Here is an 18,858-nt window from a genome sequence, read left to right as displayed (position 1 = left end):
GGGGCCAGAAATCTTATTCTGCGTCGTCAGCTTCGATTTCAGCCGCAAGACGTGCCTTGTCGGCAGCACCCTTGGCGGAAACGTCACGGTCGACAAATTCGATGATCGCCATCGGCGCCATGTCACCATAGCGGAAGCCGGCTTTCAGGATACGAACATAGCCGCCCTGACGGTCTTTGTAGCGAGGGCCAAGCACGTCAAACAGTTTGGCGACATACTGGTCTTCTTTCAGGCGCGCGTTGGCCTGACGACGGGCGTGCAGATCGCCACGTTTTGCCAGGGTGATCATCTTTTCGATGATTGGGCGCAATTCTTTTGCCTTGGGCAGAGTCGTTTTGATCTGCTCGTGCTCGATCAGCGAGCCAGCCATGTTGGAGAACAGGGCCTTACGGTGCTCATGAGTACGGTTGAGGCGGCGGTAACCACGTGCGTGACGCATTGTCTAATTCCTTCTTTCGCGTTTTGCTTTGTCTGTCAGCCGATGCGTGTCAGCTGCTCTCCTTGGGGCATCTGCCCATCTTTCCCCGCCAGTGCGGGCATTGGTTAAGGGCAGACCGCAGCCTGCCCTTAAACTCGTAGCGCCGGGAAATTCTTAGAACGTGTCTTCGAATTTCTTGGCCAGATCTTCGATGTTGTCTGGTGGCCAGTCCTCGACGTCCATGCCGAGGTGCAGACCCATGCCGGACAGCACTTCTTTGATCTCGTTGAGCGACTTGCGGCCAAAGTTTGGCGTGCGCAGCATTTCTGCTTCGGTCTTCTGGATCAGATCGCCGATGTAGACAATGTTGTCGTTCTTGAGGCAGTTTGCAGACCGTACCGACAATTCCAGCTCATCCACTTTCTTGAGCAGAAGCGGGTTGAACTCAAGACCGTCGTCTTCGTCCTGACGGTTCGCCGATTCGGGTTCTTCGAAGTTGACGAAGATCGACAGCTGGTCCTGCAAGATGCGGGCAGCATAGGCCAGCGCGTCATCAGGCGTAACAGAACCGTCTGTTTCGATTTTCAAGGTCAGCTTATCATAATCCAGCACCTGGCCCTCACGGGTGGGCTGAACATCATAAGACACCTTCTTCACCGGCGAATAGATTGCATCGATTGGGATCAGACCAATGGGTGCATCTTCCGGCTTGTTCTTGTCGGCAGAGACATAGCCCTTGCCGGTATTCACGGTCAGTTCCATGAACAGGTCAGCGCCATCATCAAGGTGGCAGATAACATGCTCGCGGTTCAGAACCTCGATGCCTGCGGACTCAGAGATGTCACCGGCGGTAACAACAGCTGGGCCTTTGGCGTTGATCGACAGGCGCTTGGGGCCTTCGACTTCCATGCGCAGCGAAACACCCTTCAGGTTGAGGATGATATCGGTGACGTCTTCACGTACACCTGCGACGCTGGAAAATTCGTGCAGAACATTGTCGATCTGTACGGATGTGATTGCAGCACCCTGCAGCGAGCTCATCAGAACACGGCGCAGTGCGTTACCAAGCGTCAGGCCAAAACCGCGCTCCAGTGGTTCGGCAATAATTGTTGCCTGACGAGCGGGATCGTTACCCGGCTTAGCTTCAAGCTGCGTAGGCTTGATCAGCTCTGCCCAATTTTTATGGATCATGCAGTCCCTCCATTCCTGTCTGTACCTCATGTCCGAAGGTGCAGACGCCCGAGGTTTAAAATGACGTACTGGGGCTCAGCAAACAAGCAGAGCCCCAGCGTAATGCTCGAAGATTAAACGCGACGGCGCTTTGGCGGACGGCAGCCGTTGTGCGCCATAGGTGTAACGTCGCGGATCGAGGTGATGTTGAACCCAACTGCGGCCAGAGCGCGCAGCGCCGATTCACGACCGCCACCGGGGCCCTGAACTTCGACTTCGAGGGTCTTAACACCGTGATCCTGCGCTTTTTTGCCTGCATCTTCTGCAGCCATCTGAGCAGCATAAGGTGTCGATTTACGCGACCCTTTGAAGCCCATGGAACCAGCAGAGGACCATGCAATCGCATTACCCTGAACATCAGAGATCAGGATTTTGGTGTTGTTGAACGAAGAGTTCACGTGAGCAACGCCTGTGGCGATGTTCTTGCGCTCTTTTTTCTTAGTACGAGTCTTATCGCGTGCCATTGATCAAACCCTCCCTTTACTTCTTCTTACCAGCAATGGCCTTTGCAGGACCTTTGCGAGTACGAGCGTTAGTGTGGGTACGCTGGCCGCGAACGGGCAGATTACGACGATGACGCAGGCCGCGGTAGCAACCCAGGTCCATCAAACGCTTGACGTTCATCTGAACTTCACGACGCAGGTCACCTTCAACGGTGAAGTTTGCATCGATATATTCACGGATGGACAGAACTTCAGAGTCGGACAGTTCATTCACACGGCGGGCCGTGTCAATGCCAACGGCTTCGCAGATAGTCGCGGCCGAGGTGTTTCCGATTCCGGTGATATATGTGAGGGCGATAGGTACCCGCTTAGCAGCGGGAATGTTTACGCCGGCAATACGTGCCACGTGTCACTTTCCTTTTCGTTGCGGTTCCGTAGTCCCAGAACCTTTTTTCACAACGCTTGACCAGGGCGACGGGGCCGCGCAGTCCAGCATTTTGAGGTGGTCATGCAGGCAAAAGAATCCGCCCACATGGAATCATCCCGCAAAGGGATGGGTTTGCGTATGAGGAATCAGACAGAGCGTCAACCCGTCAAGGGGGCATCAGGCTTCTTTTCCTCAAAATGCGGGCTTTTCAGCAAATTGGCCTCAAGATGAGCAGCCGTAAAAGCGGATAGGCTCTGAGTCACCGGTGAAAATAGAAATGATGCCCGGCTCATCCGGGTTGCGCACAATGGTGAACATCTGCGGCACATATTCCGGTCCCGGCATCTCACAATGGCCCACATGCGTCGTCACATCATAGACCTGCCACTGGTACAGCGCTTTTGGGGTAAAGCTGCAGAAATACTCCAACGAGCTAAAGCCCGTTTCTTCAAGGATCATTCCGCCTTCGCCCGCATAGTCCAGCATCCCGTCTGGGTTGGACATGACAATATCGCAGCCCTCGGGGCTATCGACATAAAGGTCCTGCGCCTGGGCAGAAACCGCAAGGGTGGTAAAGCAGAGTATCGAACAGATGAGCTTCACGGCAGAAACCTTTTTAGCAAATGGATGGGTTAAGCACGGATATAACCCTTTCCCCCCCCCTGCTGTAAAGCGCTCCTCCCACCCAACTCCAGGGTATCTTGCCAGCGGCAGGGTTGGCGAAGCATCCTGGCGAAAGAAAAAGGAGCCCGCAGGCTCCTCCATCACGTTCCTCGATACGGTCGCGGTGCGATCTCAGGCCTCCAGCGCCGCTGCGATATCCGCGGCGACGGCCTCCATGGCCTGCAGCCCATCAACAGAGTGCAGATCGCCCTTGGCATAGTAGTAACCCAGCAATGGCGAAGTCTTTTTGTAATACTCCATCAGACGTGTCTTGAGGCTCTCCTCATTGTCGTCCGCACGGCGCTTTACATCCGAGCTACCGCAGTTGCTGCACTTTCCATCGGCCGGCCAGGGCTTGGTCTGATCGTGGTAGACCTCTCCGCAGCCGCCGCAGGTAGAGCGACCGGTAATGCGCGCGACCAGAGCGCCGTCATCCACCGCCATCTCGATCACACCGTCCAGGCTCAGACCCATTTCTGCCAGCAAATCACCCAAGGCATCCGCCTGGCCCAGGGTGCGGGGGAAGCCGTCAAAGATGAAGCCCCCCTCTGCGCCTTCGGCAATTTTCTCGCGGATCAGACCAATGACGATATCGTCCGTCACCAGCTCGCCGCGGGCGATGACCTCTGCGACTTTCTTGCCCATCTCGGACCCGGAGGCCTGCGCCTCGCGCAGCATATCCCCGGTCGAGAGCTGAACCATGCCCCGGCTTTCGACAAGCTGACGCGCCTGCGTCCCTTTACCCGCGCCGGGTGGTCCCAAAAGAATGATATTGCTCATCGACGAGACGGCCCCCGTTTTGCACGCTTCTTGTTGCGCCCGCGCAGCTGGCTCTTCTCGATAAGGCCTTCATACTGATGCGCCAGAAGATGGCTTTGCGCCTGCTGGATGGTATCCATGGTCACAGAGACAACAATCAGCACCGATGTCCCGCCAAAATAGACCGGGAAGGCAAACTGTCCGCGCAGCACTTCGGGCAGCAGGCAGACCAGCGCCAGATACATCGAGCCAAGAACCAGGATACGGTTCACAACATATTCGATGTATTCAGCAGTCTTTTTGCCGGGGCGAATGCCAGGCACAAAGCCGTTCTGGTTCTTCAGATTATTCGCCACGTCCTCGGGCTTAAACGCCACGTTGAAGGTGTAAAAATAGGCAAAGAACACGATCATCGAGACAAAGAACAACAGGTACAACGGCTGACCGGGGCCAAAGTTGGCCAGCATCCAGGACATCACCGGCCCATTGGTCGCGCCAGACGAGAAGGCCGAAATCGTGGTTGGCAACAGCAGCAGAGAGCTGGCAAAGATCGCCGGGATCACACCTGCAGGGTTCACCTTGACCGGCAGATGCGAAGACCCGCCATCATAGACCTTCATGCCAACCTGGCGGCGGGGGTACTGAATGTGGATCTTACGCAGGGCGCGTTCCATGAACACCACAAACATGATCACCGCAATCACCATCAGGATCACACCGATAATCACCGCTGGGCTGATCGCACCGGAACGGCCAGAGGCAAAGAACTGCGCGATAGAGGCCGGAACCTCGGCAATGATGCCGACAAAGATGATCAGCGAAATACCATTGCCCAGGCCGCGCTGAGTGATTTGCTCGCCCAGCCACATCAGGAACATGGTGCCCCCGACCAGGGTAATCATGCAGGCCATGCGGAAATACATGCCCGGATCGGTCGCCAGATCCCCCGCTTCCAGCGAAACCGCCAGCCCGTAGGACTGGGCCGTGGCCAGAAGCACGGTGCCGTAGCGGGTGTATTGGCTGATTTTCTTCTGGCCCTGCGCGCCCTCTTTTTTGAGCTGCTCAAGCGCCGGGACCATCGAGGTCAGCAACTGGACAATGATCGAGGCCGAAATATAGGGCATAATGCCCAGGGCAAAGATGCCCATACGGCCAAGGGCGCCACCGGTGAACATCGACACCATGCCGCCAATGCCCTGCCCCGCCGCTTCCATAAAGTCACGCAGGGCGCCTGAATCGATGCCTGGAACCGGAATAAAGGTGCCAAGGCGATAAACGATCAGAAGGCCAAGCGTAAACAAGATGCGATTGCGCAGATCCGTGGCTTTGCCAAGTGCGGACCAGCTGGTGTTCGCTGCCATTTGTTCTGCTGCTGATACCATGAAATGGGTCTCTTTTTGCGAAAACGCCGCCCGGAACCCTTTTCCGGCTCGGACGGCGTACTGGAAAACTGATGACATGTGTAAGCGGCATTATCGCCGCTCACAAGCCGTTACTCAGCTGCGGCTGCTTCTGCCACGGTCAATGCGCCACCGGCCTTTGCAACTGCGTCAACAGCAGCGGCAGATGCGCCTGTCACGGTGATGGTGGCCTTAGCGGTGAATTCACCCTTGGCCAGAACACGAACACCGTCTTTTTTGCGACGCAGCAGACCCGAAGCAACCAGGCTGTCTTCGGTGATCGACGCAGCGTCCAATTTGCCCAGGTCGATGAATTTCTGGATCAGGCCCAGGTTCACCACGGCAAAGGCCTTGCGGTTTGGCTTGGTAAAGCCACGCTTAGGCAGACGTTGGTACAAAGGCATCTGACCGCCTTCATAGCCGTTGATCGACACACCCGAACGGGATTTCTGACCCTTGATACCACGGCCACCCATTTTGCCCTTGCCAGAGCCGGGGCCACGGGCAACACGCATGCGTTTCTTGGAGGCACCTGGGTTGTCGCTGAGTTCGTGAAGTTTCATTTCGCTTCTCCTATCGCCGGATGTGCCCCCAGAAGCGGAAAACAGGGACAACCACGGCATGTTATTAATGTGATTCCATGGCCTCGATAGGCCACCGCAGGCGTATAGCTGCCCTGCCCCACCGGATCAAGCCCCAAGCGTGCCAATGCGCCAATACGTCAATGCGCCAGAGGGCAGGCTGTTGGCCTCACCCAATCACCTTAGCGCGATAGCCATGGTATGGCAAAACGCAAAACGCCCCTGCGCTTTGCAGAGGCGATTGCAATCCCCCAGTCGGGGAAGGCATCAGGCCATAGATGTTTGGCCCTAGGCCTCGTAGACGTGGCGGCGGGCAATATCGGCGATGTCGCAACGGCGCACGCCAATATCGGCAAGCTCACGGTTGGTCAGCCGGTCAAGCTGGGCAAAGGTGCGCTTGTAGTCACGGGCCAGGGCCCAGTGGGCACCAATATCGCGCAGCAGCCCACGCAGGCGGGCAAAGAAATTGGTCTGGCTGGAGGCAGTGTTATAGACATGTGCCATGGTATTTATCCTTGTAGCGACCGGAACCCATTTTCCGATCTTTTTTTTCAAACCTTGTTAGGTGAGTTTGAAATAAAGGATTGATTTTAGGAAAAACAACGCCGCCCTTGGTCAACCCGCTATGCATCCAGCGCATAAGCGGTGCAATCGTGAACACCGATCAGTCGCGGCCCCAGCCTTGGTTGTAAAGCTCAGGATCTACGCCGCGCGACCAAATCTCTGCTTTCCGTCGCATTTGGCTCGGACATAAGTCCCCTGCTCGAAGCGTAGTGAAGAGCAAGCCCCGTAATCAATGATACGCCCATAGCCCTAAATATAAAACGCCCCGCAGCCAAGCTGCGAGGCGTCATTAATCAAGCTGTCAAAGAAGCTTAGTCGCGCTCTTCGATGATCTCGACCATGTGAGAGACCTTGCGAACCATGCCGCGAACCGAAGGGGTATCTTCAAGTTCACGTGTCTTGTGCATCTTGTTCAGACCCAGACCGATCAGCGTTGCGCGCTGGTCGGCGGGGCGGCGGATCGGGGAACCAATCTGCTTAACAACGATTGTTTTAGCCATCTGTCCGTTTCCTTACGCTTCTGCTGCTTCAGCAACAGGTGCTTCGTCCCGCTTGGGCAGGATGTCGGCGACCTTTTTACCACGACGCTGGGCAACCGAACGAGGGCTCTGCTCTTTTGTCAGGCCGTTGATGGTTGCACGGATCATGTTGTAGGGGTTCTGCGACCCGATCGACTTCGAGACAACGTCTTTGACGCCGAGCATCTCGAAAACGGCACGCATAGGACCACCAGCAATAATACCGGTACCTTCAGGCGCGGTCCGCATCACAACTTTGCCGGCGCCGTGGCGACCCGCGATGTCGTGGTGCAGGGTACGACCCTCTTTCAGAGGCACGCGCACCATCTGGCGCTTGGCCTGTTCGGTGGCCTTGCGGATGGCCTCAGGTACTTCTTTGGCTTTACCTTTGCCAAAGCCGACACGGCCCTTTTGGTCACCAACAACAACCAGTGCTGCAAAACCAAAGCGCTTACCGCCTTTTACGGTTTTGGATACACGGTTGATCGCAACCAAACGATCCGCAAATTCCGGTGTCTCATCGCGGTCACGACGGTTACCCCGGCGGTTATCACGTTCTGCCATAAAGCATTCCTTTGTGTGTGGCGCCTGGCGCCAATTGTTCCAATCCAGGTGAGGCGCGCCCTAGGACGCGCCTCCCGGATCATCGGGGCGGCGGTTGCGCCGCCCGCAATATTTAGATCTTCAAGCCACCTTCACGCGCAGCGTCGGCCAGAGCCTTCACCTTGCCATGAAACAGGAAGCCGCCACGGTCGAAGTATGCTTCGGTGACGCCTGCAGCCTTGGCACGCTCGGCGATAACCGAACCCACTTTGGTTGCTGCTTCGATGTTGCTCTTGCCTACAAAGCCAAGATCTTTTTCCAGGGTCGAGGCGGACGCCAGGGTCTTGCCTGCCAGATCGTCGATCAACTGAACCGAAAGGTTCTTGTTGGAACGATGGACAGAAAGACGCAGACGGCCGGCGTTGACCTTGCGAAGTTTGTTCCGGACGCGCAGGCGACGCTTCAGAAACAGGGTACGTTTGCTGTTTGCCATTGTGCTGGTCCTTACTTCTTCTTGCCTTCCTTGCGGAAGATAAATTCGCCCTTGTAGCGGATGCCTTTGCCTTTATAGGGCTCGGGACGGCGCCAGTCGCGGATTTTCGCCGCTACTTCGCCCACCTGCTGCTGGTCGTTACCTTCCACAACGATTTCAGTCTGCTTCGGCGCGGTGATGGTAACACCTTCCGGAGCAACAAATTCGACGTCATGGCTGTAGCCCAGGTTCAGCTTCAGGGTCGTACCCTGCATCTGAGCCCGGTAACCCACACCCTGGATCTCCAGCTCTTTCTTAAAGCCGGTGGTCACGCCGGTTACCAGATTGGCAACCATGGTGCGGGACATGCCCCACTGCTGACGCGCGCGCTTGGACATGCCGCGAGGCGTGACCGAGACTGCGTTTTCTTCAACAGTGATTGTGACATCGTCGGTTGCAGTGAAGCTGCGGGTCCCTTTGGGACCTTTGACTTCAACGCTTTGGCCAGAAACGCTCGCGGTAACACCGCTGGGCAGTTCGACCGATTTTTTACCAATACGGGACATCGATTAGGCCTCCTTAGAAGACGGTGCAGAGCACTTCGCCGCCGACGTTGGCTGCGCGTGCGTTTGCGTCCGACATCACACCCTTGGGGGTGGAGACAATCGACACACCCAGGCCCTGACGGACCGACGGGATGTCATTGACGCCCATGTAAACGCGACGGCCAGGTTTGGAAACCCGCTTCACTTCACGAATGACAGGATCGCCGTCGTAGTACTTGAGACTGATTTCCAGCGCCGGATGGCCGCGTTCATCAGTGGATTTCTCGTAGCCGCGGATGTAACCCTCGTCTGCCAGCACATCCAGAACCCAGGCCCGCAGCTTTGACGCTGGGGAGGTTACGGTGGATTTGCCACGCATTTGCGAGTTACGAATACGGGTGAGCATATCGCCGATAGGATCGTTCATATCTGTCTCTCCCTTACCAGCTCGATTTCACCATACCGGGGATCTGGCCATTCGAGCCCAGTTCCCGCAGCGCGATCCGGCTGACCTTCAACTTACGATAGTAAGCGTGAGGACGACCAGTCAGCTGGCAACGGTTGTGAAGACGAGTTGCCGAAGAATTCCGCGGCAGTTTAGCCAGTGTCAGACGCGCTTTGAAACGCTCTTCCATCGACTTGGATTCGTCATTCGCGATTTCTTTCAGCTCGGCGCGTTTCGCGGCATATTTTGCCACCAGACGCTCGCGCTTCTTCTCGCGTTCGATCATGCTTTTCTTAGCCATGTCTCTACTATCCTTCCCGCGCTCAGCTATTGAAGGGCATGTTGAAAGCTTTCAACAGCGCCTTTGCTTCCGCGTCGGTTTTCGCGGTGGTGGCAATCACGATATCCATGCCCCAGTTTTCGTCGATTTTATCAAAATCGATTTCTGGGAACACGAGATGCTCTTTCAGACCCATGGCATAGTTGCCACGGCCGTCAAAGGAGGTACCCGATACGCCGCGGAAGTCACGGATACGGGGCATCGCGATGGTGATCAGACGATCCAGGAATTCAAACATCCGGTCGCCGCGCAGAGTTACCTTTGCGCCCATCGGCATGCCTTCGCGAACGCGGAAGCCAGCGATGGAGTTCTTTGCCACGGTGGTCAGAGCTTTCTGGCCAGCGATGGTAGAGAGATCAGCCTGAGCCGATTTAGCCTTTTTGCTGTCACGGACAGCAGCACGACCACAGCCGATGTTCAGAACGATTTTTTCCAGCTTTGGCAGCTGCATATCGTTCTTGTAGCCGAACTCTTCTTTCAGGGCACCACAGATGGTGTCCTTGTAGAGAGTTTTCAGACGCGGAGTGTAGGTTGCGTTATCAAGCATCAGACAGTCTCCCCAGTCGTTTTGGCGAAGCGCACTTTCTTGTCGTCTTCCATGCGGAAGCCAACGCGGGTTGCTTTACCATTGGAGTCCAGCAGCGCCAAGTTCGACAGGTCGACTGGCAGCGCTTTGGGCAGACGGCCGCCCTGTTCGTTTTGCGATTGACGGGTATGGCGGATCGCCATGTTCAGCCCATCAACAACAGCCTTGCCAGCCTGGGGGTCAACAGAGGCGATAACGCCTTCTTTGCCCTTATCCTTGCCGGACAGCATGACAACCTTGTCACCTTTACGGAGTTTAGCAGCCATTGTTACAGCACCTCCGGAGCAAGTGAGATGATTTTCATGAAGTTTTTGGCGCGCAGTTCACGAACAACTGGGCCAAAGATACGTGTACCTACGGGCTCGTTGTTGGTGTTCAGGATGACGGCAGCATTGCGATCAAAACGGATCGCAGTACCGTCAGCACGACGGACTTCTTTCGCGGTGCGAACGACGACAGCCTTACGGACATCACCTTTCTTAACGCGACCGCGGGGGATGGCTTCCTTAACCGAGACAACAATGATGTCGCCTACGGATGCGTACTTACGCTTGGAACCACCCAGAACCTTGATGCACTGAACTCGGCGAGCGCCGGAGTTGTCAGCAACATCCAGGTTTGTTTGCATCTGGATCATGTGGTTTCTCCCGACCTATGGGGCAGCGATGCGTGCTGATATCCCCCAGGGTTTCGACAAACTGGTCAGCTTGCCGCTTATGGGACCTTACGGTCTCTTAAGCGGTCAGCACTTCCCAGCGTTTCGTTTTCGATTTCGGCGCGCATTCGATGATGCGAACTTGATCGCCGACCTTGAAAGCGTTCTGTTCATCGTGCGCCCGATACTTCTTGGACTTACGAATGGTCTTTTTCAGAACAGGGTGCGTGAAGCGGCGTTCAACCGAAACTGTTACGGTCTGGGCATTGGCGTCGCTGGTCACGGTGCCTGCGAGAATACGTTTGGGCATCTGTCAGGCTCCTTATTCTGCTGCTGCGGCTGCAGCTTTTTCGTTCAGGATGGTTTTCACGCGGGCAGCGTTGCGGCGTGCCGCTTTGATGCCTGCAGTGTTTTCCAGCTGACCGGTAGCTTGTTGAAAGCGGAGATTGAAGCTCTCTTTTTTCATGTTGGCAAGCACATCGCGGAGTTCATCCACGGTCTTGTCACGCAGATCATTGGCGTTCATCGCCTTTGTTCCTTGTCCAAAGCACCAGAAGGCCCCGCGAGGGTCACCTTGTTATCTGGTGGGTTATGTAAAACCCGCACTTAACGAAGTGCAGAAAAGAATCACCGGCACCAAATCCAAGACAAATTTAGCCCAAGCGATGTGCTCCTATAGGGGAGATAGGGGGTGGGGGCAAGGGAAAGCTTGAAGGCTCACGAAGCAGGGCACGCTAGCTTTACTCTCAAGACCGTTTCCAACATTCTCAGAAAAGTGCGTCGGCTGAAAGCCCGGGTAACACCCGCCCCTCCCGTCAAATCGCAAATTTGCCTTCGGCAAAATGGGAGGGCGCTTTCGCACCCACCTTGGGGCAGGCGCTGCCCTTCTGCTTGGCAGTGTCAGAGCTCCAGAGTATCGCTTTGGACTCCGCCCGTTCGCAGGCGAAACGCTCCCCCGGAGCGTTTCCAGCGAGCCTGCTCACTCCCAGCGATAGTTGAAGCTGACGGAAATGCGTTCATCCTCGGCCATGTTCATTGGCACCTCATGGCGCAGCCAGCTTTCCCAGAGCAGCACATCGCCCACCTCGGGCTTCATGTAGATAAAAGGCTTTAGCTCGCGCCGTGCCTCTTTGGTCCGGGTGGGTGCGGCCATCATCCGGCCGGAACGCGGGTCTTCCAGTTTCAGTGCAGAGGTGCCTTCGGGCATCGCCACATAGGTGGTACCGGAAATCACCGAATGGGGATGCAGGTGGGATGAGTGCATGCCACCCTCGGGCAGGATATTGATCCACAGATCTTCGAGCACCAACTTGCGGCCATCCAGATCAAACTCCAGATCCTTGGCAAAATTCACCACATGTTCATCCAGCGATTTCACCAGATCGGCAAACACCGGGAATCGCCAGGGCAGATCGGTCAAGGAGGCATAGGAGGTATAGCCCGGATAGCCGTTCTCCTCGCACCAATCCTGGCCGGCCTCGTCATCTTCGGCGATGACAATGCAAGAGGTTTCCATTTCCTGCGCGTCAATCCTGGGTCCGCATTCGGACAGGGCGGCGTGGTACAAGCGGGTCACAAAAAGGGATTCAATCTGGGCCATGGCGGTCTCCTACACTCAGCTTAGCCAAAGCAATAGGCGATCGGGCGAGGCCCGGCAATGCGAAGGCTCAAGCACGCAGCCCTGCCCCAGCCAAACGAAAAAGGGGCGTACCCGAAGGTACGCCCCAAATTCTTTGTGTGCTCAGACTGGGCTTACCAGTCTTCGCGAACCACAACGCGGGTTTTCACCGGCAGTTTCATCGCGGCCAGGCGCAGGGCCTCGCGTGCAACGTCGTCGTTGACGCCGTCGATTTCGAACATCACGCGGCCAGGTTTGACCTTGCATGCCCAATAATCCACGGAACCTTTACCCTTACCCATACGAACTTCGACGGGCTTGGAGGTCACAGGCGTGTCTGGGAAGATACGGATCCAGACACGACCCTGACGTTTCATGTGACGGGTCATGGCACGACGGGCAGCTTCGATCTGACGCGCAGTAACGCGCTCAGGTGTGGTTGCCTTGAGGCCGTAGGTGCCAAAGTTCAGATCGGAGCCGCCTTTGGCGTCGCCTTTGATCCGGCCTTTGTGCATCTTGCGAAATTTAGTACGCTTTGGTTGAAGCATCTATTCTCTCCTTAGCGACGACCGCCACCAGCACCACGAGGTGCAGGGCCGTCCTGGAGTTCCTGTGCTTTACGGTCACGTGCCTGAGGATCGTGTTCCATGATCTCGCCTTTGAAGATCCAGGTTTTGATCCCGATGATACCGTAAGGTGTCATGGCCTCGTTGTGAGCGTAATCGATGTCGGCGCGCAGAGTGTGCAGCGGCACACGACCTTCGCGGTACCATTCGGTACGGGCGATTTCAGCGCCACCCAGACGGCCAGCGACGTTCACCCGGATACCCAGGGCACCCATGCGCATGGCAGACTGTACGGCACGCTTCATCGCGCGACGGAAAGATACACGACGTTCCAGCTGCTGAGCGATGGACTCACCAACCAGCTGCGCGTCCAGCTCGGGCTTGCGAACTTCAACGATGTTGAGGTGCAGTTCCGAGGCAGTCATCGAGGCCAGCTTCTTGCGAAGCACTTCGATGTCAGCGCCTTTTTTGCCGATGATCACGCCAGGACGTGCAGTGTGAATGGTCACACGGCATTTCTTGTGAGGGCGTTCAATGATCACGCGGGCGATACCAGCCTGCTTGCACTCTTCCTTGATGAAATCGCGCAGCTTGATGTCTTCCAGCAGCAGATCACCAAAATCTTTGGTGTCGGCGTACCAGCGGCTGTCCCAGGTGCGGTTGATCTGCAGGCGCATGCCAACCGGATTGACTTTATGTCCCATTAGGCTTGCTCCTCAACTTGACGCACCTTGATGGTGATCTCAGCGAACGGTTTCAAGATCTTGCCGAACCGACCGCGCGCACGTGGACGACCACGCTTCAGGGTCATGTTCTTACCGACCCAGGCCTCGGCAACGATCAGCTCGTCGACGTCCAGGTTGTGGTTGTTCTCGGCATTGGCGATAGCGGACTGAAGGCATTTCTTCACATCCTGCGCAATACGCTTATTCGAGAAGGTCAGATCGGTCAGCGCCTTGTCAACCTTTTTGCCACGGATCATCTGGGCAACCAAGTTCAGCTTTTGCGGGCTGGTACGGAGCATGCGCGTTTTCGCCATTGCTTCGTTGTCTGCCACGCGGCGGGGGTTTTGTACCTTACCCATGACTTACTTCCGCTTCGCTTTTTTGTCTGCGGCGTGACCATAATAGGTACGAGTTGGCGAATACTCACCGAACTTCTGACCGATCATGTCTTCCGAGACGTTGACAGGAATGTGTTTGTGACCGTTGTACACACCAAATGTCAGACCCACGAACTGGGGCAGAATGGTGGAACGACGAGACCAAATCTTGATGACTTCGTTGCGGCCCGACTCGCGCGCAGCTTCGGCTTTCTTAAGCACGTAGCTGTCGACAAAGGGACCTTTCCATACAGAGCGAGACATAAATTAACGTCCCTTCTTCTTGGCGTGACGCGAGCGGATAATCAGCTTTTGCGACGCTTTGTTTTTGTTGCGGGTACGCTTACCTTTGGTCGGCTTACCCCATGGGGTTACCGGGTGACGACCACCAGAGGTACGACCTTCACCACCACCGTGTGGGTGATCGATCGGGTTCATAACAACACCACGAACCGAAGGACGCTTGCCCTTGTGACGCATACGGCCAGCTTTACCGTAGTTCTGGTTCGAGTTGTCTGGGTTCGACACGGCACCAATGGTTGCCAGGCATTCCTGACGGACCATGCGCAGTTCACCCGAGGACAGGCGGATCTGAGCGTAGCCACCATCACGACCAACGAACTGAGCATAAGTCCCGGCAGCACGGGCGATCTGGCCGCCTTTGCCTGGCTTCATCTCGATGTTGTGGATGATGGTACCGATGGGCATACCCGAGAAGGGCATTGCGTTACCGGGTTTGATGTCAGCTTTTGCCGAGGCAATAACCTTGTCACCAACCGCCAAACGCTGAGGCGCCAGGATATAGGCCTGCTCACCGTCTTCGTATTTGATCAGTGCGATGAATGCGGTCCGGTTCGGGTCATATTCGATCCGTTCAACGGTTGCCGCAACATCAAATTTGTTCCGTTTGAAGTCAACGATCCGGTAGAGACGCTTTGCGCCACCGCCGCGGCGGCGTGAAGTGATCCGTCCGGTGTTGTTCCGGCCGCCCGATTTGGTCAAACCCTCAGTGAGAGATTTAACCGGACGCCCTTTCCAAAGCTCCGAACGGTCGATCAGAACCAGCCCACGCTGGCCCGGCGTCGTCGGCTTATACGACTTGAGTGCCATGCTTTCTGTCTTCCGTTTAGCTACGATGGGTTGCCCCATCGTTGCAGATCCTTAGGTTGTTGTCTTTGGATCCGCTATGTGTAAGCCCCCCGTCCGCCTGCCCCTATGGAACAATGACTACTAAGGTGGCCAGTCTTTAGGGCCCCTAAGGTCCCCAGCTCAAATAATCCCACAAAGAATACGGCCCCAGAACGAATCTGAGGCCAGTAGGATTGGGCGGATGTAGCAGGGTTGCGGGGGTGTGGCAATGGGCAATAGCCGCAGGCCGCGATCACCCATCGGGTTCGCCAAACTTCATGTCGGGAAATCGCTCCCCATAATGGTGATGCGCGGCATTAATGAATTGCTGAACAGTCTTATCCCCGAAAGGCAGATCAACCTCCAAGTTGCTCCGAATGGCTCCCATAACCCCATTCATATTGGCACGCTTCCCCTGCTCAACCCCCTCCAAGTTCGGCGGAATGGCATCTACAACACGATTTGCAAAGACGGCCCTTTGCATGGTGACGCTCTCGCGCCAACGCTCGAATTCAATCGCGAGTTGGCTATACTGAAGTATAAGCGATGCGATATTTGCTGCGCGTTGCTCCAGCAGATGAAGGTCCGCGATAAGGTCCGTCTCGCCCCCTTTTACCAGAAAAGAATACTCACAGGGCTTCAGAAAATCCGGCTCAATCGAACGACCTGCAAATGCGGGCACCACATCACACGGTTCTTGCAATGGATGACCTGATTTCTCCGCATATTCATAGGCACCGTCGATCAATGCTTTTTGGTTAGCAAGAAGGTTCACCCAGTGCCACAATTTCACATATCCAGAATATGCAGACTCAGCCCCAACACCTAGCCGATCATCTTCGCGACGCCTGGCATCGGTATCGGCAGCCCTGTTAAACGACCAGCGAGCCACACAAAAGGCGATCCCACCCCCGACAACAGCTCCTAGTAACGAAGGAGCAGCATCCGAGAGAAGGTTACCAAGAAATGTCCCCGATGGAGGTTGCACAATCGGGGCGACAAAAAATGAAACGTCTCCGCTCAACTTCGAAGCCCAGCCAAAAAAACCATCCATATCCAATTGCAACTCTTTCGTTCGCCCCTGTTACACTCACAACTACAGAGCAACACTGAAAAAGACGAGACGGCGCTGGCGCGGCGGCCTGCGGCCTTGATTCCGTGCTGGCCTCTTTCTGCGCACCACCCCCTCAAACCGAAAGTTTGCGCCGCCAAAACAGGAGTGCGCTTTGCCCCCCACCTAAGGTCAGGCGCTCCCCCCTAGATGGCGTAGCGTCCCAACGAAAAAAGGCCCTCGCTTCGCAGCGAGGGCCTTTCTAGTCAGGTCAAAAACCTAATCTCAGAGTCCGGTGGACACGTCGATTGTGTTGCCCTCTTCGAGCGTCACATAAGCCTTTTTCACGTCCTTGCGACGGCCAATCTGGCCGCGGAACCGCTTGGCTTTACCCTTGGTGATGGAGGTGTTCACCGCCTTCACCTTCACACCAAAGAGGCTTTCAACAGCTTCTTTGATCTGGGGTTTATTGCTGTCGATCGCAACTTCAAAAACAACCGCACCGTTTTCGGATGCCATGGTGGTTTTCTCGGTGATGATCGGCTTGCGGATCACGTCGTAGTGTTCTGCCTTGGCGTTCATTTCAAACGAGCCTCCAGTGCTTCGAGACCGGCCTTGGTGATAACCAGGGTGTCCCGCTTCAGGATGTCATAGACGTTCGCACCCATTGTCGGCAGGATATCCAGACCTTCAATGTTGCGCGACGCTTTCAGGAAGCCTTCGTTCACAGCAGACCCGTCGATGACCAGCGCGCGTTTCCAGCCCAGGTTTGCAACCTGTTTGGCCAGAGCACCGGTCTTGCCTTCGGCAGCAGCGTCAGAGATCACAACCAGTTCACCGGCTTTCGCCTTGGCGGACAGCGCGTGACGCAGACCCAGCTTGCGGAACTTTTTGGTCAGCTCGTGGCCGTGCGAACGCACAACGGGGCCTTTGTAGATACCACCACCGCGGAAGATCGGTGCCGAGCGAGCGCCGTGGCGTGCGCCACCGGTGCCTTTTTGGCGATAGATCTTCTTGGTCGAGTATTTGACTTCCGAACGGGTCTTTACCTTGTGGGTACCGGCCTGTGCGTTGTTACGCTGCCAGCGAACCACACGGTGCAGGATGTCTGCACGTGGCTCCAGACCAAAGAGGTCAGCGTTCAGCTCGATGTCGCCAGCTTTGCTGCCGTCGAGATTCATCACATCAAGTTTCATGCTTCACCACCTTCCGCAGGGGCTTCGCTCGCAGCGGCTTTGATACCGGCTGGGAAGGGAAGACCTTCAGGAGCTTTCTTCTTCACGGCATCCTTGACGGTGACCCAGCCAGACTTTGGACCAGGTACGGCGCCTTTGATGAAGACCAGACCGCGGTCAGCGTCAGTTTTGACGACTTCCAGGTTCTGTGTGGTAACGCGGGCAGCACCCATGTGACCAGCCATCTTCTTGCCTTTGAAAACCTTACCGGGATCCTGACACTGGCCGGTGGAACCGTGCGAACGGTGCGAAATAGAAACACCGTGTGTCGCGCGCAGACCACCAAAGTTCCAGCGCTTCATCGCACCGGCAAAACCTTTACCGATCGATGTGCCGGTCACGTCAACTTTTTGACCTTCCAGGAAGTGCTCGGCCGAGATTTCGGCACCAACTTCGATGAGAGCATCAGCAGGCACGCGGAATTCCACGAGCTTACGCTTGGGCTCTACCTTGGAGGCCGCAAAGTGACCACGCATCGCCTTGGAGACGCGCTTCACCTTGGCGGAACCCGCACCGAGCTGAACAGCTGTGTAGCCGTCTTTATCTTCGGTACGCTGAGACACAACCTGCAGCCCGTCCAGGTGAAGAACGGTCACAGGGATCTGCTGACCATCTTCCAGGAACAGGCGCGTCATGCCGACTTTTTTTGCAATAATACCAGAGCGCATTATTTATACCCTCCGTTCTTAAGATTGCAGTTTGATCTCGACGTCCACACCAGCGGCCAGGTCGAGCTTCATCAGCGCGTCCACGGTCTGGGGGGTCGGATCAACGATGTCGAGCATACGCTTGTGCGTACGGATCTCGAACTGGTCACGAGATTTCTTGTCAACGTGGGGGCCACGCAGAACAGTGAATTTCTCGATCTTGTTTGGCAGTGGGATCGGGCCGCGAACAGTCGCGCCGGTCCGCTTGGCAGTGTTGACGATCTCTTGTGTGCTGGAATCCAGTACACGATAGTCAAATGCCTTCAGCCGAATACGGATATTTTGGCTTTGCATTAGTCAGCCTTTATCTAGGCGTTGAGGTTGAGAGGAGGGGCAGCGACCACCGCTTACCCTCATCGAACCCAAAAGGCGGGAATCACCCCGCCTTACTGTTCCACCAGGGAACTAGCGCCCTATACGCCCGAACGACGCATGGAGCAAGAGGTTTCGCGCACGAAACAGTTGCGCTCGAAGGAGGCGGCGGGTTGGGCGCTATTTGCACGCTTATCCGGCATCTCTTTCTACAATTGATTTACGTGCATTGTAGCCAGCCCGATATCGCCATTAAATTTTGCAAGTTTGCGATTTTCAACCAAACAGACGCCAGCTTTCAAATAATATGCAGCCAACGGAAAAGGGCGCCCCTTTGGGCGCCCTTTTGTAGAACTTAGCCGAGTTGGTCCCGGCGATTTTTCCCGATGGAAAAAACCACCTGCCACAACCAGACGCGCAAGCGCGTCTTAATCGGTGATTTTGGACACAACGCCGGCACCAACGGTACGGCCGCCTTCACGGATGGCGAAACGCAGGCCGTTTTCCATCGCGATGGGCGCGATCAGTTCAACGTCGAACTTCAGGTTGT

The 18,858-nt window shown here is 55.9% G+C and carries 32 protein-coding genes; all 32 read right to left on the bottom strand.

Annotated features, from left to right (window positions below; translation table 11 throughout):
* Positions 1–13: 13 nt before the first annotated feature.
* Positions 14–439: a 50S ribosomal protein L17 gene (rplQ, locus tag LRK71_RS18710; RefSeq protein ID WP_232405484.1), complete on the bottom strand. Its 426-nt coding sequence runs from the start codon at positions 437–439 to the stop codon at positions 14–16.
* Positions 440–592: 153 nt separating this feature from the next.
* Positions 593–1,609, bottom strand: coding sequence for a DNA-directed RNA polymerase subunit alpha (locus LRK71_RS18705; RefSeq protein WP_009810844.1), 1,017 nt, complete (start codon positions 1,607–1,609; stop codon positions 593–595).
* A 113-nt stretch (positions 1,610–1,722) separates the two neighbouring features.
* On the bottom strand, positions 1,723–2,112 hold the full coding sequence (gene rpsK / locus LRK71_RS18700) for a 30S ribosomal protein S11 (protein WP_232405483.1): 390 nt from the start codon (positions 2,110–2,112) through the stop codon (positions 1,723–1,725).
* A 16-nt stretch (positions 2,113–2,128) separates the two neighbouring features.
* On the bottom strand, positions 2,129–2,497 hold the full coding sequence (rpsM, locus tag LRK71_RS18695) for a 30S ribosomal protein S13 (RefSeq protein WP_232405482.1): 369 nt from the start codon (positions 2,495–2,497) through the stop codon (positions 2,129–2,131).
* Positions 2,498–2,740: 243 nt separating this feature from the next.
* Positions 2,741–3,121 carry a hypothetical protein gene (locus tag LRK71_RS18690; protein ID WP_232405481.1) on the bottom strand — a complete coding sequence of 127 codons (381 nt, stop codon included), beginning with the start codon at positions 3,119–3,121 and terminating at the stop codon, positions 2,741–2,743.
* A gap of 192 nt (positions 3,122–3,313) precedes the next feature.
* A complete protein-coding gene (locus LRK71_RS18685; protein ID WP_232405480.1) occupies positions 3,314–3,961 on the bottom strand; it encodes an adenylate kinase in 648 nt (215 codons plus the stop codon).
* Positions 3,958–5,322, bottom strand: coding sequence for a preprotein translocase subunit SecY (gene secY, locus LRK71_RS18680; protein WP_232405479.1), 1,365 nt, complete (start codon positions 5,320–5,322; stop codon positions 3,958–3,960). Before secY ends, LRK71_RS18685 begins: the two co-directional genes overlap by 4 nt.
* A 110-nt stretch (positions 5,323–5,432) precedes the next feature.
* Positions 5,433–5,903, bottom strand: coding sequence for a 50S ribosomal protein L15 (rplO, locus tag LRK71_RS18675; RefSeq protein WP_232405478.1), 471 nt, complete (start codon positions 5,901–5,903; stop codon positions 5,433–5,435).
* Positions 5,904–6,209: 306 nt separating this feature from the next.
* Entirely contained in the window at positions 6,210–6,425 is a 216-nt protein-coding gene (locus LRK71_RS18670; protein WP_232405477.1) for a DUF1127 domain-containing protein, read from the bottom strand.
* 371 nt (positions 6,426–6,796) lie between these two features.
* Positions 6,797–6,985, bottom strand: coding sequence for a 50S ribosomal protein L30 (gene rpmD, locus LRK71_RS18665; RefSeq protein ID WP_009810836.1), 189 nt, complete (start codon positions 6,983–6,985; stop codon positions 6,797–6,799).
* 12 nt (positions 6,986–6,997) lie between these two features.
* Entirely contained in the window at positions 6,998–7,567 is a 570-nt protein-coding gene (rpsE, locus tag LRK71_RS18660; protein WP_027241741.1) for a 30S ribosomal protein S5, read from the bottom strand.
* Positions 7,568–7,679: 112 nt separating this feature from the next.
* A complete protein-coding gene (gene rplR / locus LRK71_RS18655) occupies positions 7,680–8,039 on the bottom strand; it encodes a 50S ribosomal protein L18 (protein WP_232405476.1) in 360 nt (119 codons plus the stop codon).
* An 11-nt stretch (positions 8,040–8,050) separates the two neighbouring features.
* The gene (gene rplF / locus LRK71_RS18650; RefSeq protein WP_232405475.1) at positions 8,051–8,584 is read right to left on the bottom strand and encodes a 50S ribosomal protein L6; all 534 of its coding nucleotides are present in this window, start codon (positions 8,582–8,584) and stop codon (positions 8,051–8,053) included.
* Between the two features lie 13 nt (positions 8,585–8,597).
* On the bottom strand, positions 8,598–8,990 hold the full coding sequence (gene rpsH / locus LRK71_RS18645) for a 30S ribosomal protein S8 (RefSeq protein WP_232405474.1): 393 nt from the start codon (positions 8,988–8,990) through the stop codon (positions 8,598–8,600).
* A gap of 13 nt (positions 8,991–9,003) precedes the next feature.
* On the bottom strand, positions 9,004–9,309 hold the full coding sequence (gene rpsN / locus LRK71_RS18640; protein WP_054463230.1) for a 30S ribosomal protein S14: 306 nt from the start codon (positions 9,307–9,309) through the stop codon (positions 9,004–9,006).
* Positions 9,310–9,331: 22 nt separating this feature from the next.
* Positions 9,332–9,895, bottom strand: coding sequence for a 50S ribosomal protein L5 (rplE, locus tag LRK71_RS18635; protein ID WP_232405473.1), 564 nt, complete (start codon positions 9,893–9,895; stop codon positions 9,332–9,334).
* Entirely contained in the window at positions 9,895–10,200 is a 306-nt protein-coding gene (gene rplX / locus LRK71_RS18630) for a 50S ribosomal protein L24 (protein ID WP_232405472.1), read from the bottom strand. The genes rplE and rplX overlap by 1 nt, the downstream gene beginning before the upstream one ends.
* 2 nt (positions 10,201–10,202) lie before the next feature.
* Positions 10,203–10,571, bottom strand: coding sequence for a 50S ribosomal protein L14 (gene rplN, locus LRK71_RS18625; protein WP_009810828.1), 369 nt, complete (start codon positions 10,569–10,571; stop codon positions 10,203–10,205).
* Positions 10,572–10,668: 97 nt separating this feature from the next.
* Positions 10,669–10,899 carry a 30S ribosomal protein S17 gene (gene rpsQ / locus LRK71_RS18620; protein ID WP_054463234.1) on the bottom strand — a complete coding sequence of 77 codons (231 nt, stop codon included), beginning with the start codon at positions 10,897–10,899 and terminating at the stop codon, positions 10,669–10,671.
* A 12-nt stretch (positions 10,900–10,911) separates the two neighbouring features.
* Positions 10,912–11,115, bottom strand: coding sequence for a 50S ribosomal protein L29 (rpmC, locus tag LRK71_RS18615; protein ID WP_009810825.1), 204 nt, complete (start codon positions 11,113–11,115; stop codon positions 10,912–10,914).
* Between the two features lie 453 nt (positions 11,116–11,568).
* Positions 11,569–12,189 (bottom strand): 2OG-Fe(II) oxygenase family protein, encoded by a 621-nt coding sequence (locus tag LRK71_RS18610; protein ID WP_232405471.1) that lies wholly within the window; start codon positions 12,187–12,189, stop codon positions 11,569–11,571.
* Positions 12,190–12,341: 152 nt separating this feature from the next.
* Positions 12,342–12,755 (bottom strand): 50S ribosomal protein L16, encoded by a 414-nt coding sequence (gene rplP / locus LRK71_RS18605; protein ID WP_232405470.1) that lies wholly within the window; start codon positions 12,753–12,755, stop codon positions 12,342–12,344.
* Positions 12,756–12,766: 11 nt separating this feature from the next.
* A complete protein-coding gene (rpsC, locus tag LRK71_RS18600; protein WP_232405469.1) occupies positions 12,767–13,477 on the bottom strand; it encodes a 30S ribosomal protein S3 in 711 nt (236 codons plus the stop codon).
* Positions 13,477–13,857, bottom strand: coding sequence for a 50S ribosomal protein L22 (rplV, locus tag LRK71_RS18595; protein WP_232405468.1), 381 nt, complete (start codon positions 13,855–13,857; stop codon positions 13,477–13,479). The genes rpsC and rplV overlap by 1 nt, the downstream gene beginning before the upstream one ends.
* 3 nt (positions 13,858–13,860) lie before the next feature.
* The gene (gene rpsS / locus LRK71_RS18590) at positions 13,861–14,139 is read right to left on the bottom strand and encodes a 30S ribosomal protein S19 (RefSeq protein WP_008207545.1); all 279 of its coding nucleotides are present in this window, start codon (positions 14,137–14,139) and stop codon (positions 13,861–13,863) included.
* A 3-nt stretch (positions 14,140–14,142) separates the two neighbouring features.
* On the bottom strand, positions 14,143–14,985 hold the full coding sequence (gene rplB, locus LRK71_RS18585) for a 50S ribosomal protein L2 (RefSeq protein WP_232405467.1): 843 nt from the start codon (positions 14,983–14,985) through the stop codon (positions 14,143–14,145).
* A gap of 271 nt (positions 14,986–15,256) precedes the next feature.
* Positions 15,257–16,063 (bottom strand): hypothetical protein, encoded by an 807-nt coding sequence (locus tag LRK71_RS18580; protein WP_232405466.1) that lies wholly within the window; start codon positions 16,061–16,063, stop codon positions 15,257–15,259.
* A 276-nt stretch (positions 16,064–16,339) separates the two neighbouring features.
* Positions 16,340–16,636, bottom strand: coding sequence for a 50S ribosomal protein L23 (locus LRK71_RS18575; protein ID WP_232405465.1), 297 nt, complete (start codon positions 16,634–16,636; stop codon positions 16,340–16,342).
* Positions 16,633–17,250 carry a 50S ribosomal protein L4 gene (rplD, locus tag LRK71_RS18570; protein ID WP_232405464.1) on the bottom strand — a complete coding sequence of 206 codons (618 nt, stop codon included), beginning with the start codon at positions 17,248–17,250 and terminating at the stop codon, positions 16,633–16,635. Before rplD ends, LRK71_RS18575 begins: the two co-directional genes overlap by 4 nt.
* On the bottom strand, positions 17,247–17,957 hold the full coding sequence (gene rplC / locus LRK71_RS18565; RefSeq protein WP_232405463.1) for a 50S ribosomal protein L3: 711 nt from the start codon (positions 17,955–17,957) through the stop codon (positions 17,247–17,249). Before rplC ends, rplD begins: the two co-directional genes overlap by 4 nt.
* A gap of 18 nt (positions 17,958–17,975) precedes the next feature.
* A complete protein-coding gene (gene rpsJ, locus LRK71_RS18560; protein ID WP_232405462.1) occupies positions 17,976–18,290 on the bottom strand; it encodes a 30S ribosomal protein S10 in 315 nt (104 codons plus the stop codon).
* Between the two features lie 446 nt (positions 18,291–18,736).
* Positions 18,737–18,858 (bottom strand): EF-Tu C-terminal domain-related protein (locus LRK71_RS18555; RefSeq protein WP_232405546.1); only part of this gene is annotated, 122 nt, incomplete at its 5' end.

Origin of the sequence: Pseudophaeobacter flagellatus (assembly GCF_021228235.1) — a bacterium.
Classification (GTDB): Bacteria; Pseudomonadota; Alphaproteobacteria; order Rhodobacterales; family Rhodobacteraceae; genus Pseudophaeobacter; species Pseudophaeobacter flagellatus.
The sequence above is the reverse complement of the archived record's forward strand: the minus strand, read 5'-3'. Positions and strand labels throughout refer to the sequence as shown.